This is a genomic window from Microbulbifer variabilis, assembly GCF_023716485.1.
Taxonomy (GTDB): Bacteria; Pseudomonadota; Gammaproteobacteria; order Pseudomonadales; family Cellvibrionaceae; genus Microbulbifer; species Microbulbifer variabilis_B.
The window spans coordinates 4,470,746-4,490,631 of record NZ_CP092418.1 but is presented as its reverse complement, the minus strand read 5'-3'; the positions used below and the strand labels follow the sequence as shown (position 1 = coordinate 4,490,631).

At 49.3% G+C, this 19,886-nt stretch carries 10 protein-coding genes; 4 read left to right on the top strand and 6 right to left on the bottom strand.

The window, feature by feature from the left end:
• Positions 1–51: 51 nt before the first annotated feature.
• From MJO52_RS19585 to MJO52_RS19560, 6 genes are all read right to left on the bottom strand, one after another.
• The gene (locus MJO52_RS19585) at positions 52–879 is read right to left on the bottom strand and encodes a DUF5694 domain-containing protein (protein ID WP_252083635.1); all 828 of its coding nucleotides are present in this window, start codon (positions 877–879) and stop codon (positions 52–54) included.
• A 204-nt stretch (positions 880–1,083) separates the two neighbouring features.
• A complete protein-coding gene (locus MJO52_RS19580) occupies positions 1,084–1,545 on the bottom strand; it encodes a YccF domain-containing protein (protein ID WP_252083634.1) in 462 nt (153 codons plus the stop codon).
• A gap of 288 nt (positions 1,546–1,833) precedes the next feature.
• On the bottom strand, positions 1,834–2,352 hold the full coding sequence (locus MJO52_RS19575; protein WP_252083633.1) for a nuclear transport factor 2 family protein: 519 nt from the start codon (positions 2,350–2,352) through the stop codon (positions 1,834–1,836).
• Between the two features lie 333 nt (positions 2,353–2,685).
• Entirely contained in the window at positions 2,686–2,916 is a 231-nt protein-coding gene (locus tag MJO52_RS19570; protein ID WP_152455425.1) for a hexameric tyrosine-coordinated heme protein, read from the bottom strand.
• Between the two features lie 96 nt (positions 2,917–3,012).
• Positions 3,013–3,390, bottom strand: coding sequence for a PH domain-containing protein (locus MJO52_RS19565; RefSeq protein WP_252083632.1), 378 nt, complete (start codon positions 3,388–3,390; stop codon positions 3,013–3,015).
• 165 nt (positions 3,391–3,555) lie between these two features.
• Positions 3,556–4,476, bottom strand: a complete 921-nt coding sequence (locus MJO52_RS19560) for a LysR family transcriptional regulator (RefSeq protein ID WP_252083631.1) — start codon at positions 4,474–4,476, stop codon at positions 3,556–3,558.
• A gap of 206 nt (positions 4,477–4,682) precedes the next feature.
• Here MJO52_RS19560 and MJO52_RS19555 point away from each other — a divergent pair, with 206 nt between their 5' ends.
• The 4 genes from MJO52_RS19555 (at position 4,683) to MJO52_RS19540 (ending at position 19,867) form a co-directional block, all read left to right on the top strand.
• A complete protein-coding gene (locus MJO52_RS19555; protein ID WP_286036994.1) occupies positions 4,683–6,128 on the top strand; it encodes an NAD-dependent succinate-semialdehyde dehydrogenase in 1,446 nt (481 codons plus the stop codon).
• Positions 6,129–6,258: 130 nt separating this feature from the next.
• Complete coding sequence (locus MJO52_RS19550; protein WP_252083630.1) at positions 6,259–7,572, top strand: aminotransferase class III-fold pyridoxal phosphate-dependent enzyme; 1,314 nt, start codon at positions 6,259–6,261, stop codon at positions 7,570–7,572.
• A gap of 2,246 nt (positions 7,573–9,818) precedes the next feature.
• The gene (locus tag MJO52_RS19545; RefSeq protein ID WP_252083629.1) at positions 9,819–19,394 is read left to right on the top strand and encodes an RHS repeat-associated core domain-containing protein; all 9,576 of its coding nucleotides are present in this window, start codon (positions 9,819–9,821) and stop codon (positions 19,392–19,394) included.
• Positions 19,391–19,867 (top strand): hypothetical protein, encoded by a 477-nt coding sequence (locus MJO52_RS19540; RefSeq protein ID WP_252083628.1) that lies wholly within the window; start codon positions 19,391–19,393, stop codon positions 19,865–19,867. Before MJO52_RS19545 ends, MJO52_RS19540 begins: the two co-directional genes overlap by 4 nt.
• Positions 19,868–19,886: the final 19 nt, after the last annotated feature.

The window sequence follows — 19,886 nt, the reverse complement described above, 5'->3', positions numbered from 1 at the left end:
GGAATGAGTATTACTCTCAATTGTTAGTGATAAATAAGCCGGGTAGGAATTCTAGAGGTAATTATTGATATCCCACGCCCGGCGACTTTTATCAACCTCTAGAAGGGTCTTTAGGATAGCAGTATGACCTGAGCCACCGATAGCAATTACTTTAGTTCCTGGCTGGGCTTTGGCCTGTATATTAGCGTACATCCGGAAATTACGGTGCCACCAGCTTGCTGCTGCATCGGCCCCAATAAAACCTTTACCTGCACCTATATCATTTTCCATAATATAGAGATTCATATTATCTAGATCTTCCTTTGAGCTATTATGGAATTGCAGTAATTGACCTAAAGATAAAGTGCTGTGCCTGAGAGATGTATCCTTGCCGATCTTCTCTATAAGTTTGTCATGAGTTCTTTTTCTCTCCGGTGTTTCTTTGATCATATAATCTCTTAGTTCAGCACCTTTCCAATGAACATTTCTTTCGTCATAACAAAGTACCTTGTCCAGTCCCGCTTTTTCCGCTATACGAAATCCCAGTTGCTGATTCTCATTTACGCTGAGGTCATGGTTGCCATTTTTATAAGAATTGAACTTGCGATTTATTGTTTTTTGATATGTCGGCGGGCATTCAATTAATACGTGGGTGGGCCCCTCATCTGCAAGCTTGCTAGTAAGTTGCTCCAAATAGCGCTGGTTATTGGGAGTAAGTACGTTGATTACCTCTGACTTTACTGAATCCAATCCAGGATTATGAAAATGAAAAACACCAAATAGCATTACTTGGGCTGCTGGTGTGTCCTGTTCTGGTATTACGGGTTTTTCAGTGGCGTAGCCAATAGAGTTGGCAGCTAAAGCAAATGTACTAGCTAAAATTAAGGTAAGCTTTCTCATTGTTATACTCCCTGTGTTCATTAAAATGAGTGACGGTTGTTATGTCACTCACGGTAAGACGCTGTAGAATCACAGGGAGATGCAGTATTAATAAATTTATTATCTGCTATTTAAATAAAGCTATCTGGTACTAATGGCTTAAAGGTCCATTGATCACCCTGTCTCATTGAAACCATTTAACAGAAAGGCCTTATTCTTAAATGGCTAGATGTTTCCTCTCATTCTTGAAACTATCGTCTCAGCATTTTTCATCCTTGCAGCTTGGGCTACTTCTGTCACTACAATCGTTTTTCCAATTGGTGATAAGGATATACCTGCAAGCTTTAAGTGTTGAATGGCGAAAGGGATACCAATGATGGTTACAAAGCAGGCAATAGCATGTACCAAATGACCAATCGCCAGCCAAATTCCGGCAAATAGGAACCAGATGATATTGCCGATCAAGCCAAGTCCACTGGTCCCAATATCTTCGTTTAGGGTCAGCTCCTTGCGTGAAATAGCCTCACGTCCAAAGGGAAAGAATGAGAACTTGCCCATTACAAAGCAGGCCCTACCCCAGGGAATACCGATAATGCTGACAAAGGCGATTAGTGCAAAAAACCACCAGCAAAGTCCCATAAAGACTCCGCCAAGAATAAACCATAAGAAATTGCCCAGGGTTCGCACACTTACTTCCTCGAGAGTTATTGTGGGGACTTAATGCAGTTGCTGTTCAGGTACCAGGGCTAAAACCTTGCCAGGCGGCACCTAGAAAGGCGATATCTACCCCCTTTTGATATGCCCATACCACTCTGACGCGGTAGAGAGCTTCTATAGATGCATTAGGGCAAAAATTTGAATGAAGCACAATGGCTGGCATAGAGTGGTCAATCTCACCGGCTGGCGAAAGAGAGGTGAGCGCACTAGAAGAAAGCCCAATACTGCTAAGGATTACCGTTTATTAGCTTTTATACTTTATGGGATGAGTTCGTTGGCTGGGGCATTGGCATTCAGTAGCCGCTCGCATTGACTCTTGCCAATAATTGGCAGTTGGTTATCCAAAAATCCCATTTGTTTAAGTACAGAAGCTTGATCCCAATAGATATGTTCTGAGCTGATCTTATCGCCGTCAAAGTCAATTACTGCAACATGGGGAACAGACAGTTTCCTTCCCGTGGCTTCGATACCTGGAGCGAACCAATCCATACGCAGGGAGTGTGTCAAATGCAGGATAAACTCATCGATAACTCTGTGTTTTCCTACTGTGCGAGTCAGTAGCTCCAGACTAACATCGGCCGGCATCTGCGGTATAAAAATATCCCGATAGAAGTTCCTCAGGGGTTCCTTTCCGGTTGCACCTGTGTTTACCGGGACGTGAATTAAAACAGGGTTGTCGGTCATAGTGGCGATAGCAGCATCAGCATCCTTTAGCTCAAACTCGGCTGCTGTATGGGTTTCCCAGACCGTAACAAGTCGCTCTTCTTGCTCACTCATGTTTATTACCACTCCATATTCCAAAAGGAGATAGGTACCAATGGCAATGTGATCCGCTCAATTGAGCCTTACTTTTATCGATATCTCTACCAATGTCTAGATCAAGGTTTCTCTGCCACGGGCATCCAAAAGAAAGAATAGTTGCAATATAGATTGAAAAATTGGGGATGCTGGTGTTTCTTGATGTTTATAGTGAATTCTGTTGAATATCAGCCAGGGAGACTGGTTTTATTTAGGTAAAGCTTGACTGGATATTTATGGTGAGGGAGGGGTAGAGGCGCTTTACAGAACTTTTAGCTAATTTTCAAATTCAATGTAAAGCGCTGAAATCTCTTAACCGCGCCAGTAGTTATTGGCGGCAGCTACTGTCTGAAAGTTGATGGCAACTACCTGGGATGAGGCGATCAAGCTATCTGCGTTTTCCTCGTAGGAAGCTCTCAACTTGCCTCTGACCTCATCCGAAGGTTGGGTGTATTTCACTCCCATTCTGGATAGTTTCATGGCCAATTCAAACCCTTGCTGTGCATTTTCGGTAATCAAACTTTCTAACCACATGTGTGACATGAACTTCCCTCTCTTGTGTATAAAATCTGTGGTGGCTTAAATATACCGACTTAACATTAAAAATGAAGGCCTAAATTGTGACGTCCTTCAATATTGTTAAGCCAGTACATACTTACTGATATATTGATTAAATTGGATAAGATCAAAAGACCCTTTGATTTCAAATTTGACCTTTCCCACCTCGCTGAGATACACCACGATTTCACAGTCCAGGTCAAAGGTGCCAGAGCTTTCTACAGAAAACGCCTGTATTTTACTGTAGGGCAGTGATGTGTAATCGACCTTGGAGCCGGTAATTCCCTGGACGTTGGCTGCGATAATTCTTTTGTTGGTAAAAACCACCTGATCGCGAATGGTTTTGAACCCTGCGAAGATAGATTCACCTTCAATTAAAAATTTATTGAAATCATCTCTAGCCTCGGAGATATCAATAGGCTTCAGTTTGAATATGGGTGAACTTTCAAAGTCGATCATAAAGCTTCCATGTGATTCATTTTGACACGCAGTTATTGTATATATGCTGCATTTTTATAACAGTGCAAACCTTAGGGTTTATTGCCAGTCATTAATGGCTTATAGGTCTTTCGTCTGGGAAGCAGTAACCTAGACCAATTTAGGCTACTGTGGCTTTGCCGATAGTTAGTTTTTAATTACTAAAGCCCGCAAAAATAGCTGCACAGCCGGGTGGTCTGCTGCATTCTTTTTAAAAGTTGCAGCATTCTGAATGCGGTAGTGAAAACGCTCGGCCAATAGCGGCTTCAGTTTGCCGCACGCCACATATTTTTGTGCGAGATAATCCGGTAGAAAGCCCACAAAACAGCCGGATAGAATCATCGCTAGCCTCGCGGCCATATGGTTAGCGGTGGAACGGTTGGGAAATAATCGGTAAAGGTGAGCCGCGCCAGAGAGCACTGCATGACTGGGGGCTGCCAGTTCCTGCTGAGTAAGTAATTCCTCGCTGACCTGATCCGCTTGGGCACATGGGTGTTGGGCGCCACAGTAGAGTGTGGATTGGTGGTGGAATAGCGGCTGGTATTCCAAGCCTGGTCGACGTGTGTGCAGGGGGTTAATCCCCACATCGGCGCGGCCGGCGAGTATCTCCAGCTCCAGTTCCTGGGGTGCGGCAAGTTGTACCTCCAGGTGTAGCTGGGGGGCCTGTTGGCGAAGGTGGGCAATGGTTGCCGGCAAATCCAGTTGTGGTATCTCCAGCACATCGTCTGGCATCACCAGACGCAGATTTCCGGTGAGGTGAGACTGAATGGCATTCACCTGGCTTTTAAAGGCTTCCAGATGGCCATCCAATTCGAGGATGGCCTCGAAGAGTGACTCCCCCTCAGGTGTCAGTTTGAAGTCGGCACGACCGCGGGAGCGCAGGCACAATTGCATACCCAGGCGGGCTTCCAGGTCGGAAATATGTACGCTAATGGTGGAGCGGCCGATATTGAGCGCTACCTCTGCAGGCGCCAGGCCACCGGCGCGCACCACTTCACGGAAAACGCGTAACAGGCGAAGGTCTATATCGCTGAGGCGCCCGCCCAAGGCGCTTTTTGTCTTGCCCATCTGCTGATTTATCCCGTGTTATTTGAGTTAGTTTGCCGTAGCTTAGGCACTGCCCGCGGAGTGGGGATTGGAGTGGACAAGCCACTTCACCCTTAAGTTTGATAAATATAAACTTTAGTTCGAAAAATACTACTATTCTCCCTGGGCTGCTGCGGCCAGAATCGCCGCAATACCATTAATAACAGTAAATTATCAGGAGTTTTCCGGTGGAACTGGCGAATCCAAACCTGTTGAAGTCTCAGAACTATATCGATGGAGAGTGGCGGGATGCTGCGGGCACCGCAGAGGTGCGCGATCCGGCCAATGGCGAAGTACTGGGCTTAGTGGCCGATGGTTCAGCGGAGGATGCAGAGGCGGCGGTAGCAGCTGCGAGCGCCGCATTCCCGGAGTGGAGCCGCCGCACCGCCGGCGAACGTGCCGCCATCCTCAAGCGCTGGTACCAGTTGATTATGGATAACAGCGATGATTTAGCGCGTCTCCTCACTTTCGAGCAGGGCAAGCCGCTGGCGGAGGCCAAGGGGGAAATTATTTATGGCGCCTCTTTTATCGAGTGGTTTGCTGAAGAGTGTCGCCGAGCCTACGGCCAGACGATCCCTACCCACAATCCAGCGATGCGCCTGAGCACCATCCGCCAGCCGGTGGGTGTGGTGACCTGCATCACCCCATGGAACTTCCCCAACGCCATGATTACCCGTAAGGCGGCACCGGCGCTGGCAGCCGGCTGTACTGTGGTGATCAAGCCGGCACTGGAGACCCCGCTGTCCGCATTGGCGTTGTGCCAGCTGGCAGAGGAAGCGGGTCTTCCCAAGGGCACCATCAATGTGGTGACCGGCAGTGACTCACCGGGCATCGGCAAGGTACTGACCCAGGACCCGCGCGTGGCCAAATTTACCTTCACCGGCTCCACCGCCGTGGGCAAGCTGCTGATGGCGCAGTGCGCCAGCACCGTGAAGAAGATGTCCATGGAACTAGGTGGCAATGCGCCTTTTATCGTATTCGACGATGCAGATATGGAGACGGCGGTGCAGGCCTGCGTGGCGACCAAATTCCGCAACGCTGGCCAGGTGTGTGTGGCCACCAATCGCATTTATGTGCACGATTCGGTACACGATGAGTTTGTGGAAAAGCTGCGTGCCGAAGTGGCCGCACTGAAAATCGGCCATGGCTCCGAAGAAGGTGTCAGCATGGGGCCGATGATTTATCGTCGCGCGGTGGATCGGGTACAGGACCTAGTACAGGATGCGGTAGAAGCCGGGGCGAAAATCGAGATTGGCGGTGAGCAGCTGCCCAATGGAGAAAACTATTTCGCTCCCACCCTGCTGACCGATGTCACGGATGCTATGCGGGTGGCTCAGGAGGAGAACTTTGGTCCCATCGCCGCAGTACAGAAGTTTACCGATGAAGCCGATGTGATCCGCCGTGCTAACGATACCCCTTACGGTTTGGCTGCCTATGTGATGAGCGAGAACATTCGCCGCGCGAACCGTGTGGTGGAAGCGCTGGATTACGGCATGATTGCCTGTAACACCGGGGTATTCTCCACCACCGTAGCGCCTTTTGGCGGCAACAAAGAATCCGGTATTGGCCGCGAGGGCGGTGTCGAAGGCATGGCCGAATTCTACGAAACCAAATACTGCTGCTTCGGCGCCTGATTTTTAGTTTCGAACGGCAGTGCCGTGCGCTTGTCTGAGATTGCACAAGCGCCTGAAAAAATTCGTGGGAGTCGCTGGCTCCCCAACGTAAATATTTTGAAGTTTCAGGGAACTTGCGGAGATACAGTTTATGTCTGAAATGCCAACCAACGCTTTCTGGATGCCCTTTACCCCCAACCGCACCTTTAAATCTGCCCCGCGGATTGTTGAGCGCGCCGAGGGTATCTACCTCACCGAAAAAGGTGGTCGCCAGATTATTGATGCCACCGCCGGTCTCTGGTGCAGCAATGCCGGTCACGGCCGCACAGAAATTGCCGAAGCTATTTATCACCAAGCGAAAACCCTGGATTACAGCTCCATCTTCAATTTTGGTCACGAGTTGGGCTTTGAATACTCCGAGCGCTTGGTGAAGCACACTCCCGATGGCCTGGACCATGTATTTTTCGGTAACTCCGGTTCCGAGGCCGTAGAGACCGCGCTGAAAATTGCTCTGCAATACCAGCGTGCGCGTGGCAAGGGCACTCGCACCATGTTTATCGGTCGCGAAAAGGGCTACCACGGGGTGAACTTTGGCGGTATTTCCGTGGGCGGTATCGCTCCCAATTACCAGGGCTTTGGTCAGCCGGTGAAAGCGAACCATATGCGTCACACTCTGGATATTGAGCGCAACGCCTTTAGTCGCGGTTTGCCGGAGCATGGTATAGAGCTGGCGGAAGACCTGGAACGCCTAGTGGCTTTCCACGGTGCCGATCAAATTGCTGCGGTCATTGTCGAGCCGTTTGCCGGTGCTGGTGGTGTAGTACTGCCACCCAAAGGTTACCTGAAGCGCCTGCGCGAGATCTGTGACAAGCACGATCTGCTGCTGATTTTCGATGAGGTGATTTCCGGTTGGGGCCGCACCGGTTCCGCTTTCGCTTCTATCGAGTTCGATGTGACTCCAGATATGATCACCTCCGCGAAAGGTATTACCAATGCGGCGGTGCCTTTGAGTGCGGTGTTTGTAAAAGACGAAATTCATAACACTGTTATGAATGCAGCCGCCGAAGGTATGGTGGAATTTTTCCACGGTTACACCTATTCCGCACATCCAGTGGCCTGTGCTGCGGGTATGGCGACTCTGGATATTTACGAGCGCGAAGGTCTGCTCACGCGTGCGTCTGGTGAAATCGGGCAGCACTGGGAAAATGCCCTGCACAGCCTGGCGGATATGGACAATGTGATCGATGTGCGTAACTACGGCCTGGTTGGTGCTATCGAGCTACGTGCCCCTGAAAACCTCAAAGGTAAGTTCGGAGGCAAGGCTTCCCTTATGGCCTGGGAATCTGGGGTAATGGCGCGTGGTATCGGCGATGCCCTGTGTATGTCCCCACCGCTGATTATCGAAAAACACGAGATCGATGCGATTGTGGATAAACTGCGCGGTGTGATCGGCGAGTTGGCCTGACCCATACCCTCCGCCGGCAGCCTTAGGGCTGCCGGTTGTCTTCATTTATGTCTAGAAAACTCAAAGAGTACTAACCTGTCAGTAACATCGGTTAAATTCACTGGTTCTCTCCGCTATCGTAACTATCTCCAAACTACGTTTGACCGACGTATGATGGGGCCTTTATGGGCAAGGGTCGCAAGCGGACATTGGCAGAACACTCGGAAGGAGGGTTTCATAAGGCTGCTGCCAATGACAAAGCACTATCACTAGAAGACTGATTGTGCTTGAAGTGGTGAAGGGCGTTACAGTAACTGGCATTGACACCAAGCAAGTTTAGCCCACTCTGACTCACCGGTTTTATATGAAAAGCTCTTTTAGGCTGGAAGCTGGTATAAAGCCCACCAACGGACACTAAAGGTTTTATCGGTATCCGAAGAGAGAAGGCCGAGAACTCACTTTAGCCTGCCCAATCTGGCCTCCCCAAATTGTTACCCCTTTACTCCCAGGTCCTAAGGTTTGTACTGTTCTTCGAAAATTCTGCTTGTTGGATTCTATATTTGGACCTTCGTTTTATCCGCTGCTCCCATTGATCTGTAGTTGGGATATAAAGCGATGCTGAATTAGCCGTGCTTGTAAAATAGTCTTGTAAGGTGTCGATGACGTTCTCTTTTTAAATTATTGTTTCCGGAGGAAAAACTTCACTACTCCTTATTATTTTGAAGTTGCTCCTAGTGCTGGTTAATTTTTCTTAATGGCGCGTTGCTATAAAAATTTGTTTCACTGGCTTTGGAAAGCCTAAAGAAAATAAGCGTGATGAGGACTGACTGAAGCTGGTTTTTATCAGGGGGTTGCCGTGTACATTGGAGTTAAAGACATTTCGGGGCAGTTTTTTGAGGGAGATAAGGGGCCTGGTTGGTATTTTAAGATTATCGTGCTCTCAACATTTTGAGAGTGAGAGTGCGGTTTTTACATGTCTGTTTATATTCTATTTCTTCTTTTATCGAGATATTAGATCACTCAAGTAACACAAAGTATCTACCTGTCCTGCCAGCCTAAGATGTATATCTTTTCTTTTGTTTACATATGTGGATGGAAGATAGTGCATGCAGTGAATTAAAATATGAAGACGTACTTTATATTATTTACTGCTAGCCCTCCGTATGGATGTATTTCCTTGTAGAGCAATAGACCAAACCTATTCCGTTTCGTTTTCTTGATCTCATGTTGAGTATTTCTTTGATGTTTCTAAGCCTTTGTTTGCTCCTGCCGTATTTGGGTTTTTATCTGTTCAGTGAGGCGAAAAGTCCTATACAGAAGGTAGCTGGTCCGTCTGCCTCTACTGGTATTAAGCCAATGCGAGCAACAATAGTTGCTTCTGTGGTAATTCTGATTTTTTTCTTTTTGGGGGGAGGTTCCGCTAATGCAGCAGTTTATACAAGCACAACCAGCTCTACAGGCACACATAAGATTAGTTGGTCCTATAACTCATCAGCTGAATACTATTCGATCAATGTCCGAAGGGGATCGACACTAATTGGTACCTATCATGTATCAAACGTTACTAGTAGGACCTTCTCTCATACAGAAAATGGAACATACACTTACTCAGTTACCGCAGTTTATAGCGAAGTTTGGAACCCAATTATCCAGGAGTGGGTAGCTGGTGGGCTGTCATCGCTAGGTGATGTTAGCGTAACAGTAAAGGTACCTGTGCCTGGTATTCCCAGTTCAGTTTCAATACCCAAAACCGATAATAATGGTGAGTTTACAATTTCCTGGGGTACTGCTAGTGGCATTGTTTCTCGATATGAATTGAGAGAAAAGAAAAACTCAGGCTCATACGTGGCAGTTTATTCTGGTACAGCAAGGAGCAAGGAGCAAGGAGCAAGTGGCTAAGTGGACGGACTGATGCTGTTTATAACTATGCTGTTAGGGCCTGTAACGCTTCAGGATGCGGTGGTTGGAGATATGGTGGGAATACCCTTACGGTAAGACGAAGGCCTGGCACACCAGGAACACCAAACAACCCAACAACTAGCCTGAATGGTTATTATAGTATTAGCTGGTCAGCGGCTTCCGGCACAGTTTCCTATTATGAGCTGCTTGAGAGTAGTAACAATGGTTCCAGTTGGACAAGTCATAACACCGGCACCTCGCGCAGCTTCTCGGTAAAAGATAAGGGCCAGGGCACTTATTTATATAAAGTAAGAGCCTGTAACACCTATAGTTGGTCTTGTACAACGGGTGGACAGAAACAGACAGCTGTGAACTACCCTTCAGCAGGTACTGCACCGACAGCCCCCTCAACACACGCCGCTTCAAAGGTTGCAATCACTTGGTCATCCCGGGTCGGTAATGCCTTCTTTTTGAAGGAGAACCAAAGTGGGCGCACCTGGGAGGTAAAAGGGCCGACTACTCGTATAGAGATTAGTGCTCCGTCGAGTGATGGGCAGTACACATACTCTTTAAAATCCTGCATGGTGTTCAGTGAAGGCGGTGGCGCCTCTCCAGAATATAACTGTGGTAATTACAGTAGCGCCAGTAATGTGATGCTCTATCGCAAGGTGCCGGGCAGTGCTCAAGCCCCCACGCTTTCCTCAACGCAGAGTAGCAATGGCGAAGTCAACCTTACTTGGGCTAAGCCTTCAGGTAATGCCACTTATTATTATCTCGAAAAAGAAAAGCAAAATAGTGGCTCCTGGTTGCGTATTGGGACCTCACAAACGGATCTCAGTGAGTCTGTTAAGGGTTTAACTGATGGCGAGTGGAAGTTTAGAGTGCTTGCCTGTAATGGATACGATTGGTCTTGTAACACGAGCTCTGAAAGTAAAGAGCTGAAAGTACGAACACCTCCGGGCACCCCTGGAATTCCAACGATGAGTAGTGGTGGGTCAAACGTCGTTAGCTGGAGCCAGCCTGCTGGAGCGATTAGTGCCTACCAGTTAAGAAGAAAGGTTTTTGATGGTCCTTGGGAGCTGGTGTATTCCGCCAATAAGACTTTTTATCCTGATAGTGATTTAAGGACTGGTACTTGGTATTACCAAGTGAGAGCGTGTAATGATTTTGCCTGCTCAGCTTACTCAGCCTCTGCAGAGATTGTTTATGATGGAGGCGCTTCGAACTCCAGTATTTCTGGCCCTGTTTTAGCGACAGATTACACATTGTTCTGGACAAATTTAGCGGACTCTGTGCGCATCAGTGAACGGGGGCCGGGGGAAACGGCTTATCGTGCTTATCTCAGGTTGCCAACCCAGGAGTCGATCGGTGGCCCGATTGAAGATCGAGGAGAGGGAGAGTATCAATATCTACTGGAGCACTGCCATAGCGATGGAGCAATAATTTATGGTTGCACCGGGACTCTGGGCAGTAAAGTTGTCAAGCGCTTGAATGCTCGCACAGCCGCTATCAATCCCGAAGTCAGTACGAATGGCCAATATGCCGTCTCTTGGGATCCCGCGCCGTTTACGATTGATCACTACCAATACCGGGTTAACGCTGGCCCTTGGCAGGATATCAATACCAATAGCGTTACCGTGACTCAATCAGAGTCTGGCCGTTATGGGTACCAGGTGCGAGGCTGTATCAGTGGCGATTGTTCTACCGCGGGGGTTACATCCTTCGTAGACGTGATACTAGCACCTGCTGTTCCGCGCACTATTGAAGTCGAGGCTGGCTCTAGCGCGGATGAAATCTCGGTTTACTGGGAAGCGGGAGAGGGTAACAACGACGAGTTTGTACTCGAATTAGAAACGGCTGATGGTGCCTGGGAAGAACAGTATCGCGGAAGTGCTTTAACGGCGACAGTCGCAGGCGTTAGTGCAGGCCGTTACGTCTTTAGAGTCAAGTCATGCAATGTGGAGCCTGCGGGGAGGGCATGCAGTGGTTGGCGTACCTCGTTGACTTACCAGCACCCACTGTTGTTCCTTTCTCCGAGTATTTCTACCGATGGTAAGTTCAGCCTCAGTTGGAGTTTTGGCGGCGGTACGGCCAAGGTTCGAGTGGTATCCAGCCAAGTAAAAAATGGCTCTAACTACATGTGCGAGGGCGCTGAAGGTGGATGTCAGGTTGGCCCTTTTTTAAAACCAGGACAAATTTCTTTCCACCTTGAAGCTGCCCATGCCCAGGCTAATGAAAATTCGGAGTGGGTATCACTGCCTCTTGGAGGCGAAGAGCGTGTCTACGGTAGGATTATCTATCCTCCGGTTAAAGCGATAGTTAGCCTTGAACACGGAGAGACTGACTATAAAGGATATGATTGGGACGGAAATTACTCTTTTCAGATTGCCGAAAACCCAGGGGACTTTATTGAATACTGGGAATATCAGGAGTCTGCCACGGGCGACTTTAACAGCGCCGTGACCCAGACCCTTGGGGCATCATTTAGCGGAAAAGAGGATGGAACCTATTACTATCGTGTTCGCGGCTGTAATAGCTATTTTGACTGCGATTTGAGCGCCTGGAGTGATACCGTAAAAGTTCAGGTGTGGCATGTGCCACTACCGAGTGCCCCAACAATTGAACCACTTGAAAATAGTACTTCGGGCAACTACAGCGTTTCCTGGCGCTATCAAGTGGGTCAGTACCTGGATGCTCCCCATGGAACCTTTGTGCTCAAGGAAAATGGCAAGGTTGTTCTGGGAGAGGACGGTGACTCCTCCTCGACGACCTATACGGTTAACGGCAAGGATGATGGCACTCACAGTTACCAGGTTGAAGCTTGTAACCCTAGAGCCTGTTCCGGCTATTCCTCGGCCGAATCACTACACGTGGCCCATAGGCCGGGATCTATAGAGTCCATTAGTGCGACCCCAGCGGTGATCTACGATGGCAAAGTGGAAGTGATCTGGAGTAATCCAGCTAATAGAGTCGTACAGTTTTATCTGGAGCAGGGCAGTTACGATGTAGATTCAGGGCAAACTGCCTGGACGAACGATAGTATATCCAGCGGTCAGCAGGTTGATCCTCAGGTTTTAGACCAAGCTATTCTCAGCTACCGAGGCGCCGGTAATACGACCGCCATCGCCGGTCTTGAGAACGGCCAATATAAATTCCGGGTTTGGGCCTGTAATAAACAGGGCGATTTCGAAGTTTGTAATGGTCCGACCGAATCGCAACCGGTGAAGGTTGTTAATAACCAGAACCCAAGCCCCCTTCCATCGGGGGAGGCACCGTCAGCAATCAATATCCCTTCAGCAGCGAGTTCAGAGGTGGTGGCTTCTGACTTGGTGGGTGAAACCGCCGGGCAATTCAGAGTGACAGAATCGGGAACGCCATCCTATTCAATACCGATTCTTACCGGGCCAGCTTCCGGTGATGTTGCTCCGAAAATTGCGCTCAGTTACGCGGGATCGGGTGGTAATGGACCTGCTGGTGTAGGCTGGGGTATCTCGGGCCTTTCAACCATTATTCGCTGCCGAATGACGCGGGAACAAGATGGGTTTGATAATGACCTTTCGCTTGGATTGGGAGACCGCTTTTGTCTGGATGGCCAGCGACTGGTGGCAACCTCTGGGGCTTACGGTGAAGCTGGCACCGAATATCGAACAGCGGTGGACTCATTCACACTGGTAACACAGTTCGGAGACCGTAATGGCCCGGACTATTTTGAGGTGCGCCGTAAGGATGGCTCAATCTCCTATTATGGTGTAACGACTGACAGCTATTTGACTGGTGTTGGCAGGAATAGTGCAGTGAAGTTGATGTGGGCCCAGTCGACTTTCAGTGACAGTGTCGGTAACACGATTTCTTATCACTACCAAAAAGATGTAGCAAAAGGGGAGCACCTGATTAATCGCATAGAGTATGCGAGCAACGATGGGGTGGCTGCCTCAAACCGTATTGAATTTCACTACAGTGATAGCAGAGCCGATACTTCTTCCGGTTATTGGCTTGGCACTGTCACCTCTCAAACCAAGCGCCTGGCTACCATAACCTCTTACTCTGAGAACAAAGAGCTTCGCACTTACAAGCTTGGCTATATCGCCAGTGCGAGTACGGGGCGATCCTTACTTGAATCTATTCAGGAGTGCGTGGGGGCAAATTGCCTGGCTCCGACCACCTTTAATTGGAGTCAACCAAATATTGGCTATGGCGATAAATCTGAAGATTTCACTAGCGGTAATCAAGATTTAACCGCTAGCTTCTACTCCCCGCGCTCAGCCGATGTGGACGGTGATGGACACGAGGATCTGACTTGGGTGCGTCGAAATAGTAGTGGCAGTGATTACTTCGTTAGCGTAGCAACTGCAGAAAGCTATCTTGGCAACTATCGCCTTAATTATGTGGATGCGGGGGATATAAAATTGCCCAAAAACCACGTTGATCAGCCTATGTCTTGGCACTTGGCGGATTACTTTGGCACAGGGAAGTTGGACCTCATTGTTGCTACCGATAGCAACTGGAAAGTACACCGTTATTCAGGAGCAGGTTTTTCCAGCACGCCGATCGATACTGGGATACCAGCCAAGGGTACAAGCAATTCCCTTTTACAAGATATTGATGGTGACGGTCTCCCAGATTTGGTGCGTCTTGTTGCTGGAGTGCCCGGAGGGGATTTGCCCAAGCTGGTTATTCATTCTATGCAGCGTGACGGTGCCGGTGGGTACCGATTCAATCCAAAAGAGAAGACGTTCCCACTGGTGTTTGGGGATTCCCTGGAGAAATTGGGTGATATTGAGAGTGGAGACTTCTGGCCAGATATTAGCCTGGCCGGCACCCGCTTAGCCGACTTTAATGGCGACGGCCGTGTCGACCTGTATGCGAGAATTCATTGGAAGTGTACACCAGTTGGACGGATAGACGGGGTCTGTGATTCCACCAACGACACACACCTATGGATGCTTCTCCATACGGAAGGTGGAAGTTTTGTTGAAACCAGTTGGGGCGATTACGAGATAGCTTATTCTGCTGATCCCAGTGGTTCAGAATTATTGCCTGCAGATATCAACGGCGATGGTTTAACCGATTATTTATATAAAAGCAAAGCACAGGGAAATTGGTATGCGAATATCAATACTGGCTTAAGATTTATTGCTAGTAATCATACGATTCCCGCTGGCCAACCTATAGCTTTCACCGATTACGATGGCGATGGGGTGCTCGACATGATGGCTGTCGACACTACCCTGAGCACCCCTAAGATGGTACGCCACTATTGGGATGGAGACCGCTTTGAGCGTGAGGAACTGTTCGCCGCACCTGGATATGATTTTTCTCCTCAAGCTGATCGTAATTATGCGCACTTCTTTCTGGATCTGGAGGGGGATGGGTTCGCTAGTCATATGCAGCTGAGATATAGCAATAGCGGAGAGCATAGCGACATCGTGGCTTATCATGATTCCGCTAACAACCTGGAGCCCACGGACGAAATCACCAAGATTACCCATGGTCTGGGTTCGGTGACTGATATTCACTACCGTAGAATGAATTTACCGGGGGCTTCGGCAAAGCACACTTACATCAAGGGTACCGGCGCTGCAGCCCTGGAGTTTGGCAGTGGCTCCGGTATTGTAGATCTGATTGCTCCGAGCTTTTTGGTCTCCCGAGTTGAGAGTACGGCGCCGATTGCAGCCGATACCAGTCATCAGGTTGCAGTGTCTTATAAATATGAGGCGGCCCGAATCCAGGCTGGTGGACGCGGTCATCTCGGTTTCGAGAAAGTTTCCTCTATTGATGAGCAAACAGGGGTGGTAACTACCACCGTGTATCGCCAGGATTATCCGTTTGTCGGCATGCCGGCGAGTACAGCCAAGTGCCTGGAGCCTACGAAGCTGGTGAGCTGTGAGATTGATGATCCGTCTTCAAAGCTGATCTCTACAGCGGTGAATACGCTGGATAGTTTTGTACCGGTACCGGGAACCGTTTTACCTTATGTGCGTACCGCCACCGAAACCAGTTTTACTCTGAACCTGGAAAAAGCACAGAAGACGGTTACCACAACGACCTACAACTCAGGTGATGATCGTAAATTCGGCAATATCTCTTCATTGCAGATTGAAAATTATGATGGCCTAGATCGGCTTCTATCCAGAAAAGCCACTCAGAATACCTATGACAACAATGCTGGGCTCTGGCATCTGGGACGTTTGACTCGTACGGAGGTGACTACCACTAAGCCATTGACTGGATTACCCGCGGAAACCCGTATATCGGCCTTTACCTACGATCCTGACAGTGGTCTGCTCAAGAGCGAAACCATAGAACCGGATAACCCGGCTCTCTCGGTAACTACTGCTTATGGGTATGACAAATTTGGTAATAAAGTATCAGCGACATCAAGCGCTCAGGGAGAGCAGGATCGTACTACCAAGTGGCACTATGACACCGCAGGTCGCTACCTGGTTGCAGAAGAGAATGCCCTCGGGCAGGTAACATCCTTTGCCTCCAGCTTTACTCATTATGGTAAGGCGCAGGTCGTCGCCGATATTAATGGTGTACTCGCGGGTACCGCTTACTCCGATTTTGGTAAATCTTACTTTAAATGGGTTGAGACAGGAGCTTTTAACAAAACCCTGGCAGCGGATTGTGCTATCGCAGGCTGTAGCAATGGCCCTGCGGGCGCGGCTTATAAAATCACCACCACAACCTTCAATAGCAGCACTACAGTTGAGTATTTTGACAAGCTGGGGCGGCAGCTGCGCAGTAGCCGCACCGGATTTGCTGGTCGCTGGATTTTTGAAGACAAGGAGTACGATGAACTAGGCCATGTTGATCGCCAGAGCCTGCCTTACTTTTCTGGTGATACGGCCGCTTGGACCAAGTTTGATTACGACTTGCTCGGGCGCACTGAGCATACCGATGTGCCCGGCAATCAGTGTGATATCACGGTCACTTACGACCAGCTGCAAAGTGACGGCACAGCACGCACCAGTACGACAACTTCCGGTGGCAGCGGCTGTAACCAGACCAAGTACCAGGATCGCAATGTGCTGGGTGAATTGCTGAAGGTGACGGACAATGCCGGCAATACTGTCACCTACCAGTACGATATCCAGGGCAATCTGACCCATACCACCACTGTGGATATGGAGCAGGGGGCCAATATTACAATCCAGCTCCATTACGATGCGCTCGGGCGCAAAGACTACATGGTTGATCCCGACAAGGGGCGCTGGGATTACATCTATACCGGATTTGGCGAGTTGCAGCGGCAGACCGATGCCGAAGGCAATTACCAGGAGATGCACTACGACGCCCTAGGTCGCATGATTTACCGGGAGGATCGCAAAGCTGGTGGCGCCCTGGAAAAGGCCACGCGCTGGTATTACGACCGCGACCCGGACTGCAGTAAAGTATCCTATGCTGCGGGCAAGCTGGTGTTTGTCGCCGAGAGCAGTGCGCCTATTGCCAGTAACTGTACCGTAGACTTTGACCAGCTCAGCTACGCCCGAATGCTTGGCTACGACTTTTATGCGCGACCGGAAGAAACCATCACCATCTTGGGGGATGCCGGTGCGGACGGCGATCACTGGCAGAAGCTGGAGTACGACAGCTTTGGTCGGGTGAAGCTCAGCTATGACACTGCTAACGAGATGGCAGCGATCGATGCCTCCTATACCAAGGGCATCTGGAATCACTACCATCCGCAGTGGGGCTATATTACCGAAGTGACCAGCCCCGACTATATCGCAGGCAGCACAGGCCAGCGTTATTACCAACTTCAGGGTATGGATGCTCGCGGTAACAGTACCCAAACCCTACTGGGTAATGGTCTCACGGTTGTGCAGAATTATGATCCTGTCAGTAACCGCCTGCAGGGTATCGACAGCGGCCTAATGCCTGGGCTGGGCAATGTGCAGAAGCTTCAGTTTAACTGGCTGGCTAACGGCAACCTGGACTATCGCGAGGATTACTCTGGTGAAGCCGGTGCGGAAAAGGCCCTGCGCGAGGACTTTAGCTATGACGGCCTCAACCGCCTTACTGGAGTATCGCTGAAAAGTGCCGATGGTAGCAGTCAAGTAGGAGTCGGCTATTCCACCAGCGGCAATATTCTCAGCAAAACCGGTGTGGGCAACTATCGCTACGGCGCCCAGTGCGCGAGCAGCTACGGCCCCCACGCGGTCTGTGAAACCGATAATGGCAGTGTCACCACCAGCTACCACTACGACAACAACGGTAACCTGATTGCGGATAGCACGGGCCGATCCCTGCGTTACAGCGTGTTTAACAAGCCGCTCAGTATCGATAAAGGCAACCACAGAACCCAATTCCGCTACGGCCCCGGGCGCGAGCGCTGGAAGCGCATTGATGATGCCAACGGCGCAGTGACGGAGACCCTGTACCTGGGCAATGTGGAAAAAGTCTATAAAAACGGCTCCACCGAGATCCGCCGCACGATTGCAGGGTTTGTCCTGACCACGGAAAAGTACGACACCGACTTGCGCCAGTGGCAGGCGGACAGGTTCGCCGGCAATCGCGAAGGCGAGCATGCAACGGATTACCTGAGCACAACCAAAAACCGCTACCTGCTCAGGGACCACCTGGGCTCGCTGGATGCAGTGACGGATGAAGCCGGGCTGGTTGTCGAGCAGTTGAGCTTTGACCCCTGGGGCCAGCGGCGTAATGCCCAGGACTGGCAGAGTGCCCTGGACGGCGACGCCCTCAGCAATATCCTGGCAATCACGCCGCGCGGCTTTACCGGGCACGAATCCCTCGATGAGGTGGGCCTGATCCATATGAACGGTCGTATTTACGACCCGGTATTAGGCCGCTTTGTGCAGGCCGACCCGCAAATCGATGGGGCCACCAACAGCCAGGGGTACAATCGCTACAGCTATGTACGCAACAATCCCATGGCCTTTACCGATCCTACCGGCTACTGGTCATTTCGGGAAAACCTTCCGCAGATTATGCAAGCAGCAGCAATTGCTGCTGCTTGCATCCATCCCGCTGCCTACGGTGCAGCCACCGCGATCTATGCCAAAGGTTCTGGAGCTTCAACTCAGCAAGCATTGATGCAAGGGGTCAAGGCTGCCGCAATCTCCTTCGCCTCAGCGAAAGCTTATGAAGCGATCGGCAATTATGGCGCGGCCAATGGGGTAGGGGCTAATACCGCTGGGGCGGTGCAGGTTGGTAAGAAGGTGTGGGTCTCTAAGGAGGTCTATGCCACTATGGTGGTGGCGCATGGCCTGGTGGGCGGTATTGCTGAGAAATTACAGGGCGGTAAGTTTGGACACGGATTTGTCTCTGCGGCCCTCACCAAAGGGTTATCACCGGCGATCGGCAAGTTGCCGAAATCCATGCAGATCTTTGCCAGTATGATGGTTGGTGGCACCACTTCGGAGTTAAGTGGAGGCAAGTTTGCAAATGGAGCGATTACTGCGGCGATGCAGTATGCGATGAATTGGGATGGGGACCATGAGGATGCACAAAAGGATACACTTGATCGAAAGCAAATTATTGCAAATCATTCAGCAGTTAGGCGAAAGGTTCATGGTTCTGCAGTTTCAAATCCAAATGGCTCGATCTACCTGAGTAAGTTAGATCAGGAAGCTATTTTGGCTTTTGAGTTTATGCAGGCGTTAAATACTGATAAATCGCTGTCATCATATTTAGGCGATTTTATCAATGCAGATACATTTATATATGAAGATGGCTTAGCTACTAGTACTTTTATTTTGGAAGGGGTTGGCCCAGTTAATGGCGGAGACTTTAATTATATTTCAGTGGGCATGATGGCGGCACATTACGGACATTCTCTAGGGATGGTTGCATTTCAATCCACAATGTGGAACTCGCGGCAGCTAATGCTTGGAGAAGGGCTTCATAATTATGGGCAAATGTTCTCTGGGGCTTATTGGGGTGGTTATGGGCATGAATATTATAAGCAGCAGCAAAAATGATGAAGAATAAAATAATTTATTATTCGGCTATTTCTGCATTTATAGTAATGGGTTTGGTATTTTTATATGGTGATTATCGTCTGGCTAACTCATGTAGGGTGCTAGAAAATATATCAAGTGATGATGAACTGAATGAGATGGTTAGGTTAGAGTTGTCTAGATATTTTAATCAGCCTAGAGTTCGGCATGGCCTCAAAAAAACTGCAGGAGTTGTATTCAATGTAGAGGAGCTTGATATTCCGTTTAAGACAGCTCTTAATGACCTGGGGATCATAGAGAGAAATGTGCAATTAGTTATTAAGACTGATAGGAAGGATAAGCTTTTTACTGAACCCTACAATATTCTAGAGGTTGGGGTTGGGTACTCACGTGCGTATTTAATGTTTAAAAATGAAAATATTAATGGTGATATAGGAGGAAGTGAGAAGCCTCTAAAACTGCACCCTGATTCCTATGTTGAATGTAAAATATAGGAATGGTGTGTGTTTGAAG